A 20,443-nucleotide genomic window follows, 5' to 3' on the forward strand; every position below is an offset into this window, starting at 1 on the left:
TTCGCGAAACCATTTGATCATATGACAAGATGTGTATCCACCTTAACTTAATGATTTTTACCAAAATCATTAGGGGATTCATCAGTATTGGGTTCAATATCTTCCTTTCTTTCCGCCAATCCTGGTAATTGATAACTCCAAAGATTAATTCTTGCAAAAAGATCTTCACGAAACTCACCTTGTGCTATAGCCTGTTTGAGATCTTTATTGGTACCAGCAATTAATTGAAAATTGCTTTGAATCGGTTTGTCACTACCATAAGGATAAAATTGTTTTTCTTCAATGGCTTTTAATAACATCGCTTGCTCATCAAGCCCCAGTTCACCAATTTCATCTAAAAACAATAAGCCACCATCGGCACTTTTAAGTAATCCGGTGCGCGCAATATTGGCACCAGTAAAAGCACCTTTAACGTGACCAAACAAGGTTGACATGGCGCCATCACCGCGTAATGTTGAACAGTTGATCTCAACAAATTGCCCTTGAATTTGATGATTATTGTGTTTGAGTAAATAAATCTGTTTAGCTAAAAATGATTTACCCGCACCAGTAGGCCCAGACAATAAAATCGGCGCATGTGATCGACTAGCAACTTGTTCTATTTCGGCTATGAGCTGATTAAATCGCTGATTACGGGTTGCAATACCCGACTTTAAAAGATCGGTGGCCTGAGATGCATAGTGTTGGAAACGAGTCAGGATCTTATCATATCGATGTAGATTCAAATCAATCTGATTCATTGTGCCACGAGGAGTCATTGCTAGTATGTCATCGTCATTTAACTCATTATTGCTAGCGCTAATATCTTTTGGTTGTGGCGGTGACATTTGGAGCAATTTGGCCGGAAAGTAACGTGATTCAGTCAATAAAAACCAGCAAATCTGTGCAACGTGTGTCCCAGTAGTAATGTGAACATAATATTCTTCTTTATCAGGCTCAAAGGTATATTTTTCGGCAATATCAAATAAGCAAGTATAAACTTGCTCAAAATCCCATGGATCTGCTAGGTCTATGACTATTGGTCTAACTTCAGTCTGTGGTGATAACAGTTTAATATCATTAATGATTTCACAAAGAAGATGATAATCATTTTGATAATAAAGTAATTCTAAACGAGAAATAGGTTTATCGGCATGATGACATAAAGCAATGGTTGGTCGCCAATGCTTCCATCGTCGTTTACCTTTGCCTCGTTGGTCAAGGACATTTCCGAGAAAACCAAACACCACATTCTTTTTCATAAACTTATCTATTTTTATAAATTAATATCTAAAATTATAAAAAATACCTTTAAAAAAAACCATGTAAATTTTAATCAATAATGAAGAAAAAAATTTATTTCATTTAAAAACATGTAATTAAAAAATAATTTTAGCTTTTTTTATTAATTGGCACGCTTTTCGCAATAATTAATATGAAGATATAAAAAATATTTTTATAAAACTAAACTTATCAACAAGTGATAACTTGTTAAATGAAATGAAAAAGAGAAAAGGAATTAAAAATGACTCAATATCATTTATTGCAAACCGAAAATGCCAAACCGATTAAGATGTGGACAGAAGGAGTACCAGTTGATCAAGGAGCTAAAGACCAATTAAGCAAAACAGCACAACTTCCTTTTATTTTTAAGCATATTGCTGTAATGCCTGATGTTCATGTTGGTAAAGGTTCGACTATTGGTAGCGTAATCCCAACAATGGGCGCCATTATTCCTGCTGCCGTCGGTGTGGATATTGGTTGCGGGATGATAGCCGTACAAACATCATTAATGGCAACAGATTTACCAGATAATTTATTACCATTAAGAACTGAAATAGAAAAAGCGGTACCACATGGTATCTCGCCCAAAAATCATAAACGAGATAATGGTAGTTGGCATAATCCACCGACTTTGATCGACCAATATTGGCAACAATTATTACCAGATTTTCAGAAGTTAATTGACAAGTATCCTCATTTGGAAAATACCAATAACTATCGACATCTAGGAACACTTGGTACAGGTAACCATTTTATCGAAATCTGTTTAGATGAAGCCGACCGAGTTTGGATCATGTTACATAGTGGATCACGTGGTGTCGGTAATGCCATTGGTCGCTTTTTTATTGAGATGGCGAGAAAAGATATGGAAGTCCATATAAAAAATCTACCAGATAGAGATTTAGCTTACTTAGAAGAAGGTACTGAACATTTTCAGGATTATGTCGATGCCGTTCATTGGGCACAAGAGTTTGCTCGACTTAATCGTGAAGCAATGATGACCAATGTGATTTTAGCTATGCGTAAAATCATTACTAAACCATTTACAACACATATGTCGGCAATTAACTGTCACCATAATTATGTGCAAAAAGAGCATCATTTTGGTGAAGAGATCTTTGTTACTCGTAAAGGAGCAGTTTCTGCCCGTAAAGGGGAATTAGGGATTATTCCAGGATCAATGGGAGCGAAAAGCTACATTGTTCGCGGACTGGGTAATGAAGAAAGCTTTTGCTCTTGTTCTCATGGTGCTGGACGGGTTATGAGTCGCACAGAAGCGAAAAAGAAATTTACCATCGCAGATCAAATTAAAGCAACTGCACATGTTGAATGTCGTAAAGATGCCAATGTTATTGATGAAATTCCAATGGCATATAAAGATATTGATGCTGTAATGACGGCACAAAATGAATTAGTTGAGATTGTTCATCAACTACGACAAGTGGTCTGTGTGAAAGGATAAATGATATCGAGGATAACTTCCTCGATGATCATGACGGTAATAATATGATAACTAATAATTACTTATAACATTTTGATATAAACAATTAATCATTCACGATAACGATAAGATATTTTAAGGATAAACAATGACAACGAATTTAAACACAACAACTGAGCAACCATTCCCAATAGTATGGGATAACAATAGAATCAGTATTTATCATTTTTTACTCCCTTATCAAAATGCTGATAAATTACCAGAGATAGCGCAAACGCTTCCTGATGAATCTTTGGATAATAACGAATTCAAATGGGCAGATGGAGCAATGGATGGTGTTATCAATCATCACGGCGCATCAACAGAACAAAATTGTGCAGAAAATATGCTAATGTTGCTTCAACAAATAACAATACAACCTAATCAATCAAATATCGAGCAACTGTATAATTTAGTCACCACTGAACGTACATTAAGCTTTATTGATGATTTAGCTGAAGCAATACCGAACATTAATGTTGATTTTGATAAATTATATGAGTTTGTCTATTGGTTAGCCATTAATAGCCCTGATCGTGAAATCATTAAATTTAGTATTGCTATATTGGGCTGTTTTACCACCGAACAAACCGAATTATTTATGTTATTCGGTATGCATAATGAGTTTAGCTTATATTCTGCTATTGCATTAGAAAATACATTATCATCTGAAAATGATATTGAAAATACCTTAATGAAACTAGCCCAAAAAGTTGATGGTTGGGGACGTATTCAAATCGTCGAACGGTTAACCAACTATCCATTATCATCAGCAAGCAAAGATTGGTTGTTAAGAGCTGGTTATCAAAATAGCATTATGAATGAATATCTTGCTTATACCTGCGCAGTAGCTGGTGAATTAGATAAGGTGCTAGAGCAAGAGAGTATTGATAATGAATTAATTAGCTCAATCGGTGAAATTCTAGAAGCATTAATTAACGGTGGGCCTGCTGAGGATATATATTGTTATGATGTTGGTGCTCAAATTTGTGCCAGTTATTTAACTCATCTACTTAAACAACCAAACTTAGTCGATCTGAATATATTACGAACGGTTAAATTAATACATAATTTTGTTGCTGAAGAGGTAGATGAAAATACGCCTAACTGGCAAGAACAAATAAAAGATGAAATAATCGAAAAAGCTAATCAGTTTATTCAACAAGATAAATGGCTAGAATTGATTGAAGAAAACCTAACGGCTAACAATGAGAATCAATTTTCGCTAGCAGCAGAACTTTATTCTCAATATGGTTTTGATGCATGGCCAGCACGATTTGAATATCAGAAAAAATATAATGGTGATCAGTGGAATGATTTGATGCAAAGTGATTCAATATCAAGAATCCAACAAGTTATTCAATTAGCTAATCAACAATATGATTTTGCTAAACTCGCAACTGGACCAACATTGGATGATGGCTTTGGCGAAGATGATGCACATTATATATTATTAATGATATTACAAGAACTTAATCGTTTTCCTGAGGTTGGTGAAAATTTAATATTAATCGCTTTAAAAAGCCCGCTAATACGACATCGAACTATGGCATTAAATGCTATAAAAGCTTGGGAGCGGTCATTATGGTCAGACAATATCAAAACAGCAATACAAGAATTGGCAATCATCGAACCTGATGACGAGATTAAAGAAGATTTAGCCGCATTAATAGCTGAAATGAATGATTAAAAATTTTATTCAATTGATGGTTATTATAAAAATTAATAAGGATGTTATTGAAAATGCAAAACCGTATACAAGAAAAACTTATTGAATTAGAACAACAATATAACATCAATATCATTTTTGCCTGTGAATCTGGTAGCTGAGCATGGGGATTTCCCTCACCAAATAGTGATTATGATGTTCGTTTTATTTATATTCATCCAATTGATAAATATTTATCAATTGATAATCCTGCTTCTCATCTGACTTTTCCAATCGACGATGAGTTGGATTTACATGGGTGGGATTTGAAAAAAACGTTACAGTTAATTCGCAAATCCAATACTACGCCATTTGAGTGGTTGCAGTCACCAATTATTTATCAGCAAAATGCTGCAATTGCTGAGCCATTATGGCAATTATGCGCAGAATTTTTTAATGCCCGCGGTAATATTTTTCACTATTTAGGTATAGCGAAAAGTGCTTGGCAAAGTAGTGAAGGGCAACAAATTGGTGTCAAAAAGTTATTTTATGTGTTAAGACCACTATTATGTGCTAAATGGTGTTTAGAAAAACAGCAAATCGCACCGATGGCAATAGCACCATTATTGACGCTATTGCCCGAAAATTTACGTAACAAAATCAATAAGATTATTGAGCAAAAAGCAACCATGGCTGAATCACAACTTATCGCTATCGATCCTGAAATATTACTATTTATTGAACAATCGATGAATGATATTTTGCAACAGGTTGCACCAATAACAGAGCGACATTTTAAACCAGCTAAATTAGATCAATTTTTCATAAAAACATTGATGGATTTGTAATAGGGAAAAGAATATCAAATGACAATTGATGATTTAAAAAGGCAAAATTTAATCTTATTTGAGGTTATCAGTGGTAGCCGTGCTTTTGGATTAGCCACTGAAACATCCGATACTGATATCAAAGGGGTATTTTACTTACCAAAAGAAAAATTTTATGGACTTGAATACATTCCGCAAATTAGTAATGCCTCGAATGATATTGTCTATTATGAATTAGGCCGGTTTGTTGAATTACTGCTTAAAAATAACCCTAATATTTTAGAAGTGTTAGCTTCCAGCCCGGAATGTATTTTATATCAACATCCGATTATGCAGCAGTTGACCCTCGATCTTTTTTTATCTAAACAAACCGAACAAACATTTGCTCACTATGCAATATCGCAAATAAAAAAAGCTAAAGGGTTGAATAAAAAAATCAATAACCCAGTGGAAGTTAAACGAAAAACAGTACTGGATTTTTGTTATATTATTCAAGGACAACATACTTATCCAATGACCAACTGGTTAACACAAAATGGTTTACAGCAACAGTGTTGTGGTTTGGTTAATATACCTCATGGTAGAGATTTATATGCTCTCTTCTATGATGCGTCAGGTAGTTGTGGTTATCATGGCATTATTCAGCATGAAGATTCCACGGAACTCTGTTTATCTTCGGTGAAAATCGATACCCCTGTGATGGCTTATTTGAGTTTTAATCGTGATGGCTTCTCATCGCATTGCCGTGACTATAAAGCGTATTGGCAATGGGTCGCCAATCGTAATCAACAACGTTATAAAAATAATATTGAAAATGGCAATGATTTTGATGCTAAAAACATGATGCATACCATTCGGTTATTGCAAGTTGCCTACGAAATCATGACAAAAGGAACCATTACCAATAAACGATCTAATCGCGATGAACTGTTAGCCATTAAGCAAGGTAAATTAAGCTATGATGAGATTATGCAACTTGCTGAGTCGTTATTAGCAAAAATTGAAACCGCATCATTGTCATCGCGATTACCTGACCAACCTAATCGCCAAAAAGCATTAGCGGTTTTACTAACTATGCGTAATCACTTATATCAATCATAATGATTAATAAAAAAGCGCTCATTTTAATAACGGCGCTTTTTTACATTCATTTTTACTAAAGCTTATTATTTATCATCACCAGCCAATAAATATAATGCTTCGTATGGTCTTAATTGGATTTCAGCGTCGAATGCGGTTGCTTGCTGATAATTACTCAATAATCTTTGCCAATTAGTACCTTGTAAGGTTTTTGGTAACTGCCAGTTAACAGGTTGTTCAGTTAGATTGGTTATCACTAATAGTTGTTGATTATTGTAGCGGCGCAAGTAACACCAATAATCAGCAACATTGGCGGTTAAATCTTGATAATCACCAAAAATAAATATTGGGTACTCTTTGCGTAATTTAATTAATGTTTGATAGCAGTAAAAGATCGAATTCTGATCAGCCAATGCGGCTTTGACATTAATTTGTCGATAATTATTTGCCACCTCAATCCATGGTTTTCCCGTTGTGAAACCAGCATTTAAGCTATCATCCCATTGCATAGGCGTACGACTGTTATCACGTGATTTACTCGCTAAAATTGCTAAAATTTCCGCTTCATTCATCCCTTCAGCTATTTTTTCTTGGTAGATATTTAAACTTTCGACATCACGATATTGGTTAATACTATTAAAATGCGGATTGGTCATGCCGATCTCTTCACCTTGATAGAGATATGGCGTACCTTGTAATCCATATAGTAACATAGCAAGCATTTTCACTGATTCACGGTGATATTGGTTTTCATTACCTAAGCGTGACACAATTCTCGGTTGGTCATGATTACACCAAAAAATGGCATTCCATGCTTTAGCATGCATCCCTGTTTGCCAATCACCAATAATATTCTTTAACTCAAGCAAATCTGGTTTAGCTAATGCCCATTTATAGCCATTTGGATAATCAACTTTTAAATGATGAAAGTTAAAAGTCATAGTGAGCTCTTTTCCGTCTAACGAGGCATATTGCAAACAGTTAGCTAATGAGGTCGAAGACATTTCACCAACAGTTTTGAGATCATTAGGTTGGAAAGCATCACGACTCATCTCTTGTAAAAACTCGTGGATTTTGGGGCCATCGGTATAGAAACGTCGACCATCACCATTGTTGTCATCAGCAAAATCCTGTTGTTTGGAGACTAAATTAATCACATCCAGTCTTAATGCATCAACGCCTTTATCTGCCCAAAATTGGCATACTTTCTTAATTTCGTTGCGAACTTGTGGATTTTCCCAATTAAGATCTGCTTGCTCTTTAGCAAATAGGTGTAAGTAATATTGCCCAGATTGTTCATGCCATTGCCATGCTTTACCACCAAACTTGGAGCGCCAATTATTGGGCTCGCTACCGTCAGCCTTAGCATCTTTCCAGATATAAAATGAGCGATAAGGGCTAGATTTATCTAAGGCTGATTTAAACCATGGATGCTCGGTTGAGGTATGGTTAAACACCATATCCATCATAATGCGGATGCCACGTTCATGCGCCTGTTTGACTAATAATTCAAAATCCGCTATTGAACCATAAGCCGGATCGATATCGTAATAATCGGCAACATCGTAGCCGTTATCTATTTGCGGTGATGGGTAAATCGGCGTTAACCAAATTGCGCTAATGCCGAGTTTTTTTAGATAATCTAATCGGCTAATGATGCCTAATAAATCGCCTGTGGCACTATCTTGGCTGGCTTGAAAACTTTTTGGGTAGATTTGGTAAATGGTGCCGTTTTGCCACCACGGAATATCAATTTTATTCATCGCTTGCTCTTGATTTTTAATCAGTAAATTGTAATATTCACCCTTCTGTAAAGTTAGGTGAATCACCCTGGCTATTCTTTATTGGACATTGAGCGTGCCTTTTTTCTGTTTTATCTTATAAACCACTATCGTTAATAAGATCGGAACGACAATCGCCACTAACATCGCCAATGCATAAATCAACCAGTAAACAGGCTTTATCGATAGGATACCGGGTAATCCCCCCACGCCGATACCGTTGGATAATACGCCATTTAAACCACAGATTAATCCAGCACAAGCGGCACCAATCATGGCGCAAAACATCGGGAATTTATAGCGTAAATTGATACCATACATCGCTGGCTCTGTCACACCGAGATAGCCAGATATTGCCGCAGGAATGGAGACTTCTCGTTCATTATGTTTTTTACTTATTAAGATGATACCAACCACCGCTGATGCTTGGGCGATATTGGATAAGGCGATAATTGGCCAAATAGGTGTGCCGCCCATACTTTCGGTCATCTGCATATCGATAGCTAATGTGGTGTGATGAATACCAGTAATAACCAAAGGAGCATAGAAGAAGCCAAAAATAGCTGAACCAATAAAGGCATAATCACCGGTCATTAAATACTTAACCACATAAGCAATCCCATCACCAAGCATGCGTCCAATAGGCCCTAAAACAAAGTGGGCTAAGACGACTGATAGCATTAAGGCAACGATTGGCACAATCACTAGATTTAAGTAATCAGGAATAATTTTACGAAGGCGTGTTTCAATCCATCCTAATGCTAATCCAGCAAAAATTGATGGTATAACTTGTGCTTGATAACCCACTTTGGCAATGGTAAACCAACCAAAATCCCATACTTCAGGAATAACCTTACCCAAATTATAAGCATTCATCAATTGTGGTGAAACTAACGTTATACCTAAAACAATACCTAAAACCGGCGATCCCCCCATTTTTTTAACAGTTGACCAGCAAATAGCCACCGGTAGAAAATGGAAAATCGCTTCACAAGGTAACCATAAGAAACTATGAATCGGTACTAACCAATGATAGGTATCGGTAAGAGGTTTATCGTCAATAGTTGGCATTTCACCAATCACATTACGCAAGCCAAGTAATAAACCACCGGCAATTAAGGCTGGCAACAATGGCACAAAGATTTCAGCTAAGTTTGAAATTAACCGTTCAAACCACGACATATTTTGCTTAGCTGCAGCTTTGGTTTGTTCTTTGGTTGCTTCATCAATATTTAGTTGTTCAATCAATAATTTGTAATAACTATCGACATTGGTACCAATAATAATTTGAAATTGCCCAGCATTATTAAAACAGCCTTTGACAAAAGGCAATTCTTCAATAGCATCAACATTGGCTATTTTCGGATCAGCAAGCGCAAATCTTAATCTGGTTAAACAATGGGTGACACTGGCAATATTTTCTTTTCCACCAACCAGCTCAATTAGTTGCATAATTGATGCGGTTGAAACTTTAGGTGCTTTCGCCATTGTTAAGTCTCCTTATTTTCAATTTAAGCCAATATTTTGGTTTTTAGTTAAATCATTTCGATCCTAATTTGATAGAGATTAAGCATAAATGGTATTACTATTTAAATAAATGGGAACGTTCCCTTTTTGTGATAAACCTCACAATTTTCAGACAATCACAACTAAATGCTATACATAGTGAGTTATTTCAGTAGTTGGGATGGAACAGTAATAATTTTAGCGTTTACCTGTTTTTCTAACATCAGTAATAGCTCGTTTGCCGCATAGATGCCTGCTTTATCAAAACCAAGATCAACCGTTATCGTTTGAGAAAATAAGAAATTTAACAACTCACTACTACCGATACTAATAACAACAATATTATTAATATTTTTTTCCGATAAAAATTTATTTAAGCCTAAAGCAATCGAATCAGTAGCACAAACTATCGCTGTTGGTGAATGAACTAACACCGATTCGGCAAGCTCATAACCAGAATAATAACTTAAATTACCAAGTACGGCGTTAGGTTGAATTTTATAGGTAGTACAAAAATCAATATAGGCCTGATAACGTAAACCACCAGTAGTTTGATCTTGCTTATCAACGCCAATAAAACCTATTTTTTTATGTTTTTCTGATTGATATAAGTAAGTTAGTGCTTTATTTACTGCACCAATATCATCATAACAAATACAAGAATAAGCTGAAAATGGCCTAGCAATCACCACACATTTATGTTGCCAAACCGTTAACAATGAACTGTCCAATCCCGTAAAAGCAAACACAATAATACCATCAGCTTGTTTTTCTCTTAACATCGTCAGATGTTCGGCGACTTTTGCGGCACTAAATTGACTCTCGATAATTATAGGATCATAGCCATTAGCATAAAAAATCGGCAACATACTTTGCACTGCATGATTTTCAGATATTGAATCAAGGCGTGTGACAATAATACCGATAACCTTATTCCCATAACCGCGCATTGCTCTTGCTGATTTAGAAGGAGTGAATTGATATTGTTCAACAATTGCCATCACTTTATTGCGAGTTGACTCCTTCACCATAGGATCGTGATTAATCACTCGTGAAACCGTCGATTTACTGACGCCACTTAATTTAGCTATATCTTTAATGGTTAAATTAGTTGATGATTTACTCATAATCAATTTGTTGAATGAATATCAATTAAATCATAGTAATATAGATTAAAGAAAATAGCGATATTGACGCTTATTATACGGTGGCAAAACAACTTAATCTGTTATTTAAAAATAACATTAGTGTATTGTTTTAATTTGTTTTTATTATAATCATCAGCATATATTGCTAGTAATCGATTTTTTGTTATCGACTGCGAAATCTTAATAGCAAAGTCAATCATTCTCATGCCAGCCATCATTTAAAAATTTAAATTGACTCAATAAGTGATTTTTAATCATTACGTTGATTGTATTGAATTTATCAACCAAAGTATTAGCTCTTCATTGTGTTTAACAAATCCTACGCAGGCATGGTATTGGCGATTACTATAAATAGATCACATCGAAGACTGAACTAAACCCAGATGAATTTTATTTTGATTGGGAAGAATGTGATAGCTAAGCGCCAAGCATACATATTAAAAAAGGGCAGAATAGCCCCTTTTCTGAGTAAGCTTAAACCCTACTCGTTTTAGTGCTATATTTTGATTTGTAGATACTCCCCCAATCTAACATCGCATCGTGTACTTGTTTTAAACTTTCTCCGACTTCAGTTAAGGTATATTCCACTTTAGGTGGCACTTGTGGGTATACTTTACGGGTGATTAGGCCATTTTTTTCCATAGTGCGTAGATGAGAAGTAAGCACTTTTTGTGATATACCATTTAGTGATTTTTTCAGTTCCCCAAAACGTTTGGTACCTGTCAGCAAATCTCGCACAATTAGGACTTTCCATTTGTCACCCATTAATAATAGAGTGGTTTCAACAGGACATGGCGGTAAATTTTCAATTGCCTGCATAATAAAATTCCTTTAATTTCAACAATAGTATCTAAACGGTAACTATATTACTACTTGGTACCTACTTTACAATAGAAACTTTGGATATTAAGCTAAAAAAATTAATTTATTTAAGTCGTATTAAGGAGAACAAGATGAAAATTGCAGTCATTGGTGCAAATGGTAAATCAGGACAACTATTGGTTAAAGAAGCATTATCACGAGGACATGATGTCACAGCTATCGTACGTAAACCAAGTTCAAATAGCGACGCAAAAGCGAAAGTATTAGTTAAAGATCTATTTCAATTAACTTATGACGATTTAAAACCATTTGATGTGATTATTGATGCATTTGGTACTTGGACACCTGAATCATTACCATTACATCAAACTAGCCTTAAACATTTAACCGATATTTTAAGCGGTAAACCTAACCGTTTATTAGTTGTTGGTGGTGCCGGCAGTTTATACGTCGACCCAGAGCATACCGTTCGTTTAGCCGATTCACCAGATTTCCCTGATGAATTTAAACCATTAGCCAACAATATGGCGAAAGCTTTAGATCAACTAAGAACCTGTGATGATGTGCAATGGACCTATTTAAGCCCAGCAATTGAGTTTATTGCTGATGGAGCAAGAACTGGTCATTATACTGTTGGTGGCGAGCAATTCTTAGTTAACAGCCAAGGTAAAAGTCAAATCAGCTACGCTGACTATGCGGTCGCTATGATTGATGAAGCAGAAAAAGCCCAACATATCAAACAACGTTTCACTGTTGTCGCTGAATAATAGATATCGATAAATAACCTTACATTAAGATAGCCTATATACAAACGGTTATTTTAATGTAAGGAAAATCATTTAAACTTTCCACTCGACTAACCATATTTGTTCACTCACGCCAACAAACCAAAATGGTGCAAAAACACCAACCTTTGGTATATAAATGGATCATTTTAGTGCGCTAACAATTGAAAAAATTAGATTAGACCAGTTATCGGTTAACTGTTCAATTATTGGCATGCTTATTGCATAAATAAAAGATTATTATGAATAATTTGATAATGCCAATAATACTGATAATATGAATTATTATGTGTTTAATTTGTTATCACTTTACTTGGGAAAACGCTTATGCAGTACGATCTAATCATTAAAAATGGTATTGTTATTCTCGAATCAGGCGAGACTAATACCGATATTGCAATAAAAAATGGCAAAATTGCTGCTATTGGCCCTAATTTGGAGCAAGCAGAGCAAATTATCGATGCTGAAGGTTTAATTGTCAGCCCGGGAATGGTTGATATTCATGTGCATATTAGCGAACCTGGCGGTGTCCGCCATGAATGGGAAGGTTATGTTACTGGAACCAAAGCATGTGCAAAAGGTGGGGTGACAACTTTTGTCGAAATGCCACTAAATCAACTTCCTGCTACCACCAGCGGTGAAACATTGCGAACCAAATATGCAGCTGGTGAAGGTAAATTATATGTTGACGTTGCTTCATATGGTGGATTAGTTCCCTATAACCTAACTAATAATGGTATAGAAGAACAAGTTCAAGAAGGTGTTGCTGCGTTTAAATGCTTTATGGCAACCTGTGGTGACCCAAATCTTGACGGTGATTTCGCTAATGTTAATGATTATGCATTATGGGAAGGGATGCGCCAAATAGCTAAAACCGGTAAAATTTTAGCTATTCATGCCGAAAATGCAGCAATCACAGATATTTTGGGACAACAAGCCAAAGCACGAGGGGAAAGCAAATTATCACAATACGTAGCAACTCGTCCGGCATTCACTGAAGTAGAAGCTATTCGCCGAGCTATCTTTTTTGCCAAACAAACCGGTTGCCCAATTCATATTTGCCATGTAGCTTGTCCAGAAGGAGTTGAAGAAGTAATAAAAGCACGTCAAGAAGGTGTTAATGTCACTTGTGAAACCTGTATTCATTACCTCTATTTCACTACAGATCAATTAGATGCAATTGGCCCAATTGCAAAATGTTCTCCGCCAATCCGTGATCAACAAGCACAAGAAGGTTTGTGGAAATATCTCTTTGCCGGCCACATTATCACCGCCGTATCTGACCATTCGCCATGTACCTATGATTTAAAAGACAAAGCCAATGCGTTTGATGCATGGGGAGGAATTTCAGGTGTGCAAAATAATGTCGATATTTTGTTTGATGAAGCCGTTCAAAAACGCGGTATGTCATTAAAACAGTTTGCCGATATCATCGCTAAAAATCCAGCCGAAAGATATAACTTACCAACCAAGGGATCAATTCAAGTTGGTAAAGACGCAGATATTATCTTTATAAAACCTCATTCAGACTATGTTTTAACTGCACAAGATCTCGAATATCGTAATAAATTTAGCCCTTATGTGGGTAGACAAATTGGTGCTCAAGTTGTGCAAACCATATTACGAGGAAAAACCATTTATCAGATTGATTCTGGTATTGATGCAACGCCGAGAGGTAGTTTTATTCGACGTTAATCATAAAATTAAAACGATAAAAAAATAAAATATGTAGGAAAGGAAAATAATGAAGAATAACACAGCACAGTCATCGACGACACCATTGCAGATTGATAGTTCGTTATTACCCAAATCTAGCAAAGATAGGACAATGAATCCTTTGGCTTATGCCTTTATGTGGATTGGTGATGGTATGAATTTGGGTAATATGACCTTAGGTGCTAGCTTAGTCGTAGCTGGTGTCGCCACCATGAATATTTTCCAAACGTTTGCCGCAACGTTTATCGCAATATTAATCATTACCACAATTTTTGTCTTTAATGATCGTCTAGGATATCGATCAGGTATTCCTTATGTCGTGCAATTGCGAATGTCATTTGGCATAAAAGGTGCGATTATTTCTTCATTGCTCCGCGGTATTCCTGCTATTGTTTGGTATGGTTTTCAAAGCTGGATCGGTGCCACGGCACTCAATGAGATTGTAAAAATATTATCTAATGGTGATTTCGATAATGTATTTATTTGTTTCCTTATTTTACAATTTTTCCAAATAGCCTTATCACTATATGGATTCCATGCTATAAAATGGGTCGAAACCCTAATTTCAGTGGTGATTCTGTGTGCATTAGTTTATGTCTTTATTCTATTACTCAACAATCACCAAGATATTATTATCGATAAATGGGTAAATGCCGAAGGAACTTGGGGACTACCATTTTGTGGCTTTATTATGATGTTCTTGGGTAATTATGCAGCAATTTTTCTTAGTGCAGCTGATTATTCACGAGAACTAAAATCAGGTTTTAGCAATCGCAAACGTGGCCTACTCTATTTTTTACCCATTTTTGTCGCTTACGGCTTTATTATTACTATTGGTGTAATGTTAGCATCAGTCACCGGTAACTCGAACCCAGTTAAAGCGTTCGCCATTGTAGTAAATAATCCATATATTACCATTGTAGTCTCATCCTTTATTGTATTAGGTACCATTGCCGTAAATATTGTTGCTAACATCATCCCACCTGCTTACGTAATTACTTTATTAACTAAAGCGAAATATAAAGTGGCGGTAACCATTACGGGTTTATTAGCTATTGCTTCTTTCCCATGGGTGTTAGTTCAAGATACGTCAGCTAAAGGATTAGGTTTATTTATCTTAATTTATTCGGCATTTTTAGGGCCAATTGTAGCAATTTTAATGGTGGAATATTATCTGTTACGTCGACAAAAAATTGATGTAAACACGCTATATGATAATAACGGTCAATTTGCTGGTTTTAACCCTGCAGCGATTCTAGCAATGCTGATTGGCTCAGCGGCTGCATTTTATGAAGTTAGCTTAACATGGATTGTCGGTTTTGTTGTTGGTGGAATTAGTTATATTTTATTAACCAAATTTACCTTTAAAGATTCGCCGTTCAAAAAAGGAACTATTTTTGAAAAGAAATAGCTCAATTAAGTGACCAGCAAAATTAGGTAGTAAATTCAATGTTATCATCATGATTCACTACCAATTTGACAGGTCACCTTAATTTCACGATTATCGCTAATTTCTAAATTTGATAATACCGCTAATTGTGGAAAGTTAGGTCTTAAAAACTGCGCCAGCATAGCCCGCAAAGTATGATTAACTAATAAAACTGGCGGTGCACCAATTGCATCTTGCTGATTAAGGGCTTGCTGAAGCTGTTGGAGTATATGTTCCGCCAAACCTGGCTCAACATTACTGGTATTTTGTAACGCTTGCAGTAATATTCGCTCTAAACTGATACTTAATCCAATCACTTTTACCGGCTCTGTCCCCGGAAACCACTGCTGAGTAATCACTCTACCCAATGCTATTCTAACAATACTAAGTAAATGGTAAGCATCATTTTGGTTAGGTGCTTGTTCACAAATTGTCTCAATAATCGTACGCATATCTCGAATAGAGACTTTTTCGGCCAACAAGTTTTGTAAAATTTTATGAAACGTGGTTAATGGCACGACACCAGGAATAAAATCCTCGACTAATTTAGGAATATCTTGTTTGATGCGCTCCAGTAATTCTTGCGTTTCTAAACGCCCTAATAGATCACTGGCAAATTGATGCAATAAATGATTAAAGTGAGTAGCAATCATGGTACTGGTATCAACCACGGTATAACCTAATATTTGGGCAGCTTCTTTATTATTGGCATCTATCCAAACCGCAGGTAAACCAAATGCGGGTTCAGTTGTTGCAATTCCATCAATTTGTTCGGTCACTGTGCCAGGATTAATCGCCAACCACTTGTTATTCATAATTTCACCTTGGCCTATCTCGCCACCCTTTATAAAAATTTTATATTGATAAGGTGATAATGAGAGGTTATCGCGAATATGTACTTGTGGTGGTAAAAAACCTAATGTTTGGGCAAACTTTTTGCGTAAACTGCGAATTCGGCCAAGTAATTCACCATTTTGGTTTTGATCAACCATAGGGATTAAGCCATATCCAACTTCCATCGCTAAAATATCTTCAATATTGACATCAGACCATGAAGCGTCAACATTTGACGGTTTAGTTGCTGCTACATTTTGTTGCGGAGTAGAGACTGACTTTTCAAGTTTCTTCTGTTTACTTAACCACCACGAAATGAGCGATAAAATAGCCGTAAACATTAAAAATACTAAATTTGGCATACCCGGAATAAGGCCAAGTAACCCAATTACAACCGCAGTTAAAATTAATACTTGTGGATTATTAAATAACTGCTTTAACATTTGGTCACTGATGTTTTCTTGTGAAGTGACCCGCGTCACAATAACACCGGCAGCAGTGGAAATAATTAAGGAAGGAATTTGCGCAACTAATCCATCACCAATAGTTAATAGCACATAGGTTGTACTGGCATCGGATAATGTCATACCATGCTGAATCACCCCAACTAATAAGCCACCAACAATGGTAATCGCCATAATCAATAAACCAGCGATAGCGTCACCACGCACAAATTTACTTGCCCCGTCCATAGAGCCATAAAAATCGGCTTCTTGAGTAACTTCTGCTCGCCGAGCTTTAGCTTCATCCTCACCGATTAATCCAGCATTAAGATCGGCATCAATAGCCATTTGCTTACCCGGCATACCATCTAATGCGAAGCGAGCACCTACTTCAGCTATCCTACCAGCACCTTTAGTGATTACCATAAAGTTAATAATAACTAAAATGATAAACACAACAATACCAATGGCAAAATTACCACCAACTAAAAAGTGGCCAAAAGCTTCAATTACTCGACCAGCCGCGTCACTACCAGTATGGCCTTTTAGTAACACCACTCTAGTTGAGGCAACATTAAGGGATAAGCGCAATAAAGTTGCAAACAATAAAACGGTGGGAAAAGCGGCAAAATCAAGAACTCGCTTAGTAAACAGTGCCACAATCAAAATGATAATCGATAAGGCAATATTAAAAGTAAAAAAGAGATCTAAAATAAATGCGGGTAAAGGTAATACCATCATCGAAAGAATCAATAAAATCAACATTGGCCCAGTTAAAATTCGATAATGACCACTTTTTAAGCTATTTATTGATAATAGATTAGTTAATTTTGATTTCATCATAACAATTACAATTACCTTTATTTATTCACAGATAAAGATTCTGGGATTGATAAATTGGTTGGTTTGAGTGGTTTTTCACCACCATATCTATGCCATCTTTTTAATTGATAAACCCAAGCGAGAATTTGTGCTACCGCAGCATAGAGCTCTGCTGGTATTGATTTACCTATCTCACCATGGCGATATAATGCTCGAGCCAAAGGTGGCGCTTCTAATTGTGGGATCTGATGCTCTTGAGCAATTTGTTTGATTCTGCTCGCTATATTATCGGTACCTTTAGCCAATATCTTGGGAGCGCTCATGGTTTTTTCATCATATTGCAGAGCAACCGCATAATGGGTTGGGTTAGTAACAATAACATTAGCTTTAGGGACATCTTTCATCATCCTACGCCTTGCTATTGCCTGCTGCATTTGTCGAATACGCCCTTTAATTTGCGGATTACCTTCTTGCTCTTTAAACTCATCTTTCACTTCTTGCTTTGACATTTTTAACTTTTTCAAATTGCTCCATATTTGGTAAAAAATATCAAAACCTACCATTGGTATTAAGGCTAATACAATCAATAAACTAGCATAAATCAGCAATTGCATTACCTGAGATAACGCATTATTTAAATACATACTGGGTAGTGCTAACATATTAGGAAATTGATGTATCAAAAATAGAGCTGCAGCAAAAGCGATTAAAACCACTTTAAGAATACTTTTAAACAGTTCTGAAAAAATTCGCAGACTAAATAACCGTTTAAATCCACTAATAGGATTCAATTTACCTAAATTAGGTTTAATCGATTGTAGACTAAACAGCAAACCACCAACACTAAGCGGAGCAATGATAGCGACAATAACTAATCCCACAAAAATAGGTAAAATTGCCCAAAATCCAGCGGTTAATAAATTAATTAAATTGAAAATAATCTGTTTATCATCATCGGTTCGGTGGGCAACTAACATGGCGTGCTGAATAATTGTTTTTAATTTGCTGACAAAATGTGTTCCCATTATCCAAAATAACATAATGCCAACTAACAATATCATTAGCGATGTTAACTCACGAGATCGAGGAATTTGCCCCTTTTCCTTAGCCTTTTTTAATTTACTATCGGTGGGTTGTTCACTTTTATCTAGATCACTATCATCAGCCATATATCAGTTAAACCAATTTTACTGTCTAATTACACTTTACTTTGATAGCACAGTATGAACGCAACTGATTAAAGTTATTGGCTTAATAAGACCCCAAATTACTGGTTATTTAGCTCGTTTAGCTTTAAATAGCATTAAAATGATTAAACTTTAGCACGTTTAGATGAAATCGTTTCAGGCTGTTGATAACCGTGATAAGTGTAAACCGCGGGGTTATTAATACTTTTCAAATAATCAATCGATTGTTGTGTCATATTCATACGATTTTGAATAAGTATACCGTTATCCCTATTGATTTGAGCTAATCGCTGAGTGGTATTCGTGATGGCTTGCCATTTCAACGCTAGCTCAGGGTTTTCACTATAAGGTGATTGGATATTATAGCGTGCACTTACTTTTAACCGTTTTTCATCAAGTAACTTTAACTCGATAAGTAATTGGCTTTTTTGATTTATAACGTCATTTAATTGGCTAATTGTATTAGTCCCAATTAGGATTTGCTGTTCAGACTCTAGAATATCTGAAAGTGATTGCAACATGACTGTTACATTATGAAAAATGTTATCTAACTCTAACATCATGATATTCCTTCAAAAATTAATTAGCTTTCAATCTCTTCAAGAGTTTGCTTAATAATTTCGTCTGCAATTTTATTTGGATTGATGACTAAGTTACCATTAGTAATGGCCTGTTTTATTTTCTCAATTTTACTAATATCAATATCATTTTCTGTCGAATGTAATAATGCGATAGTGTTTTGGCTCAATTTGACATTGCTATTCAAATTTAAGCTATTTGACGTTTGCACAGATGCTTTAGTTTCTTTATTTTGTCCATTTATTAAATCACGATTTAGCAATCCCGATACTGCTGTAACCAATTTTGTTGCATCTATACTCATAAAATTCCTTTAATTCAAGTCAAGGTTTATAGGGTTGGTTTAGTCTAATTATCGGCAAAAATCAAAAAATCATTAATTTTATTTATTGATAATAGTGATAGCTTTTTCACTAACAACCCCTTCAACAACATTACCCGTATTAAGTTTAATATTAATCGATTCTCCCAATGCCCCATTACTTAATGTCTTGCCATGCGTTGCAATTGAGTAACCTTCGCCATTAATAATGACCTTTACAGTTTGACCGACCTTAACATGCCAGTTTTTCTGCAGCATTGAATTTTTTATTACTTCACCATCATTAATATTACGTAAAGCAAGATGATTGATAACTTCAGATTGATTTAAAATTACTGTTGTTGGTAATTTATCTAGCTGACCAGACTGCATTTTTACCAGTTGTTCAGTAATTAATGTTCCTGCACTAATGGCTTGTTTAGCAATAACATAGTGGCCACTCACAGCCACGTATATCTGGATATATTTAGTGATATTTTCGCATCTGGCGGTAATCGTTAAATTGCCCCATTGTTTATTTTTATTCAATATTGCCAATGTTGGTGAGTCACAACTTAATTGCGGTTTTGCAGTTGGATAATTAATGACAACTTTATCAACATTCACATCAATAAATTGTTGATGGATCAGATCACTAATTTGTTTTTCAAGTGCAGTGGCACAAACTATTTTTGAACTACCTAACATACAAAAAAGAAACAACAATCTAATAATCTGAGGCATATTTGTCGGGGTTCATATAATTATTGATAACTAAATTGTACTTTATAA

General features: G+C 35.6%; 16 protein-coding genes and 2 pseudogenes. 8 read left to right on the forward strand and 10 right to left on the reverse strand.

Annotated features, from left to right (window positions below):
- Positions 1–80: 80 nt before the first annotated feature.
- Positions 81–1,241, reverse strand: a pseudogene (locus tag H3T54_RS10625) (RNA repair transcriptional activator RtcR family protein); the annotation flags it as partial.
- Between the two features lie 263 nt (positions 1,242–1,504).
- Here H3T54_RS10625 and H3T54_RS10630 point away from each other — a divergent pair.
- The 5 genes and pseudogenes from H3T54_RS10630 to H3T54_RS10650 all read left to right on the forward strand — a co-directional run bounded on the left by H3T54_RS10630 (position 1,505) and on the right by H3T54_RS10650 (position 6,319).
- Positions 1,505–2,725 carry an RtcB family protein gene (locus tag H3T54_RS10630; protein ID WP_198222465.1) on the forward strand — a complete coding sequence of 407 codons (1,221 nt, stop codon included), beginning with the start codon at positions 1,505–1,507 and terminating at the stop codon, positions 2,723–2,725.
- Positions 2,726–2,852: 127 nt separating this feature from the next.
- Positions 2,853–4,433, forward strand: coding sequence for a hypothetical protein (locus H3T54_RS10635; protein ID WP_198222466.1), 1,581 nt, complete (start codon positions 2,853–2,855; stop codon positions 4,431–4,433).
- 47 nt (positions 4,434–4,480) lie between these two features.
- Positions 4,481–4,573: a DNA polymerase beta superfamily protein gene (locus tag H3T54_RS12125; RefSeq protein WP_198222468.1), complete on the forward strand. Its 93-nt coding sequence runs from the start codon at positions 4,481–4,483 to the stop codon at positions 4,571–4,573.
- Between the two features lie 12 nt (positions 4,574–4,585).
- Positions 4,586–5,239, forward strand: a pseudogene (locus H3T54_RS10645) (DNA polymerase beta superfamily protein); the annotation flags it as partial.
- Positions 5,240–5,257: 18 nt separating this feature from the next.
- Entirely contained in the window at positions 5,258–6,319 is a 1,062-nt protein-coding gene (locus tag H3T54_RS10650; protein WP_110448807.1) for a DNA polymerase beta superfamily protein, read from the forward strand.
- 65 nt (positions 6,320–6,384) lie between these two features.
- On the opposite strand, the gene treC is transcribed toward H3T54_RS10650, so the two are convergent.
- From treC to H3T54_RS10670, 4 genes are all read right to left on the reverse strand, one after another.
- Positions 6,385–8,061 (reverse strand): alpha,alpha-phosphotrehalase, encoded by a 1,677-nt coding sequence (gene treC, locus H3T54_RS10655; protein WP_198222470.1) that lies wholly within the window; start codon positions 8,059–8,061, stop codon positions 6,385–6,387.
- A 78-nt stretch (positions 8,062–8,139) separates the two neighbouring features.
- A complete protein-coding gene (treB, locus tag H3T54_RS10660; protein WP_198222472.1) occupies positions 8,140–9,567 on the reverse strand; it encodes a PTS trehalose transporter subunit IIBC in 1,428 nt (475 codons plus the stop codon).
- A 182-nt stretch (positions 9,568–9,749) separates the two neighbouring features.
- Positions 9,750–10,712, reverse strand: a complete 963-nt coding sequence (gene treR, locus H3T54_RS10665) for a trehalose operon repressor TreR (protein ID WP_198222474.1) — start codon at positions 10,710–10,712, stop codon at positions 9,750–9,752.
- Positions 10,713–11,207: 495 nt separating this feature from the next.
- Positions 11,208–11,552: a helix-turn-helix domain-containing protein gene (locus H3T54_RS10670; protein ID WP_086358394.1), complete on the reverse strand. Its 345-nt coding sequence runs from the start codon at positions 11,550–11,552 to the stop codon at positions 11,208–11,210.
- Positions 11,553–11,686: 134 nt separating this feature from the next.
- Between H3T54_RS10670 and H3T54_RS10675 the strand changes: the two genes are divergently transcribed.
- The 3 genes from H3T54_RS10675 (at position 11,687) to H3T54_RS10685 (ending at position 15,467) form a co-directional block, all read left to right on the forward strand.
- Positions 11,687–12,322 (forward strand): NAD(P)-dependent oxidoreductase, encoded by a 636-nt coding sequence (locus tag H3T54_RS10675; protein ID WP_086363605.1) that lies wholly within the window; start codon positions 11,687–11,689, stop codon positions 12,320–12,322.
- A 345-nt stretch (positions 12,323–12,667) separates the two neighbouring features.
- Positions 12,668–14,035, forward strand: coding sequence for an allantoinase AllB (gene allB / locus H3T54_RS10680; RefSeq protein ID WP_198201510.1), 1,368 nt, complete (start codon positions 12,668–12,670; stop codon positions 14,033–14,035).
- A gap of 49 nt (positions 14,036–14,084) precedes the next feature.
- Complete coding sequence (locus tag H3T54_RS10685; protein WP_198222476.1) at positions 14,085–15,467, forward strand: NCS1 family transporter; 1,383 nt, start codon at positions 14,085–14,087, stop codon at positions 15,465–15,467.
- A gap of 47 nt (positions 15,468–15,514) precedes the next feature.
- Here H3T54_RS10685 and flhA read toward each other — a convergent pair whose 3' ends face one another.
- The 5 genes from flhA to flgA form a co-directional block, all read right to left on the reverse strand.
- Positions 15,515–17,602 carry a flagellar biosynthesis protein FlhA gene (flhA, locus tag H3T54_RS10690; RefSeq protein WP_198222534.1) on the reverse strand — a complete coding sequence of 696 codons (2,088 nt, stop codon included), beginning with the start codon at positions 17,600–17,602 and terminating at the stop codon, positions 15,515–15,517.
- Positions 17,603–17,622: 20 nt separating this feature from the next.
- Entirely contained in the window at positions 17,623–18,753 is a 1,131-nt protein-coding gene (flhB, locus tag H3T54_RS10695; RefSeq protein WP_198201509.1) for a flagellar biosynthesis protein FlhB, read from the reverse strand.
- A gap of 143 nt (positions 18,754–18,896) precedes the next feature.
- Positions 18,897–19,334, reverse strand: a complete 438-nt coding sequence (locus H3T54_RS10700; RefSeq protein WP_198223319.1) for a flagella synthesis protein FlgN — start codon at positions 19,332–19,334, stop codon at positions 18,897–18,899.
- Positions 19,335–19,354: 20 nt separating this feature from the next.
- Positions 19,355–19,654 (reverse strand): flagellar biosynthesis anti-sigma factor FlgM, encoded by a 300-nt coding sequence (gene flgM / locus H3T54_RS10705; protein ID WP_065579058.1) that lies wholly within the window; start codon positions 19,652–19,654, stop codon positions 19,355–19,357.
- A 78-nt stretch (positions 19,655–19,732) separates the two neighbouring features.
- Positions 19,733–20,395 (reverse strand): flagellar basal body P-ring formation chaperone FlgA, encoded by a 663-nt coding sequence (flgA, locus tag H3T54_RS10710; RefSeq protein WP_198222480.1) that lies wholly within the window; start codon positions 20,393–20,395, stop codon positions 19,733–19,735.
- Positions 20,396–20,443: the final 48 nt, after the last annotated feature.

Source organism: Gilliamella sp. B14384G10 (assembly GCF_016101685.1).
In the GTDB taxonomy this organism is placed as follows: Bacteria; Pseudomonadota; Gammaproteobacteria; order Enterobacterales; family Orbaceae; genus Gilliamella; species Gilliamella apis_A.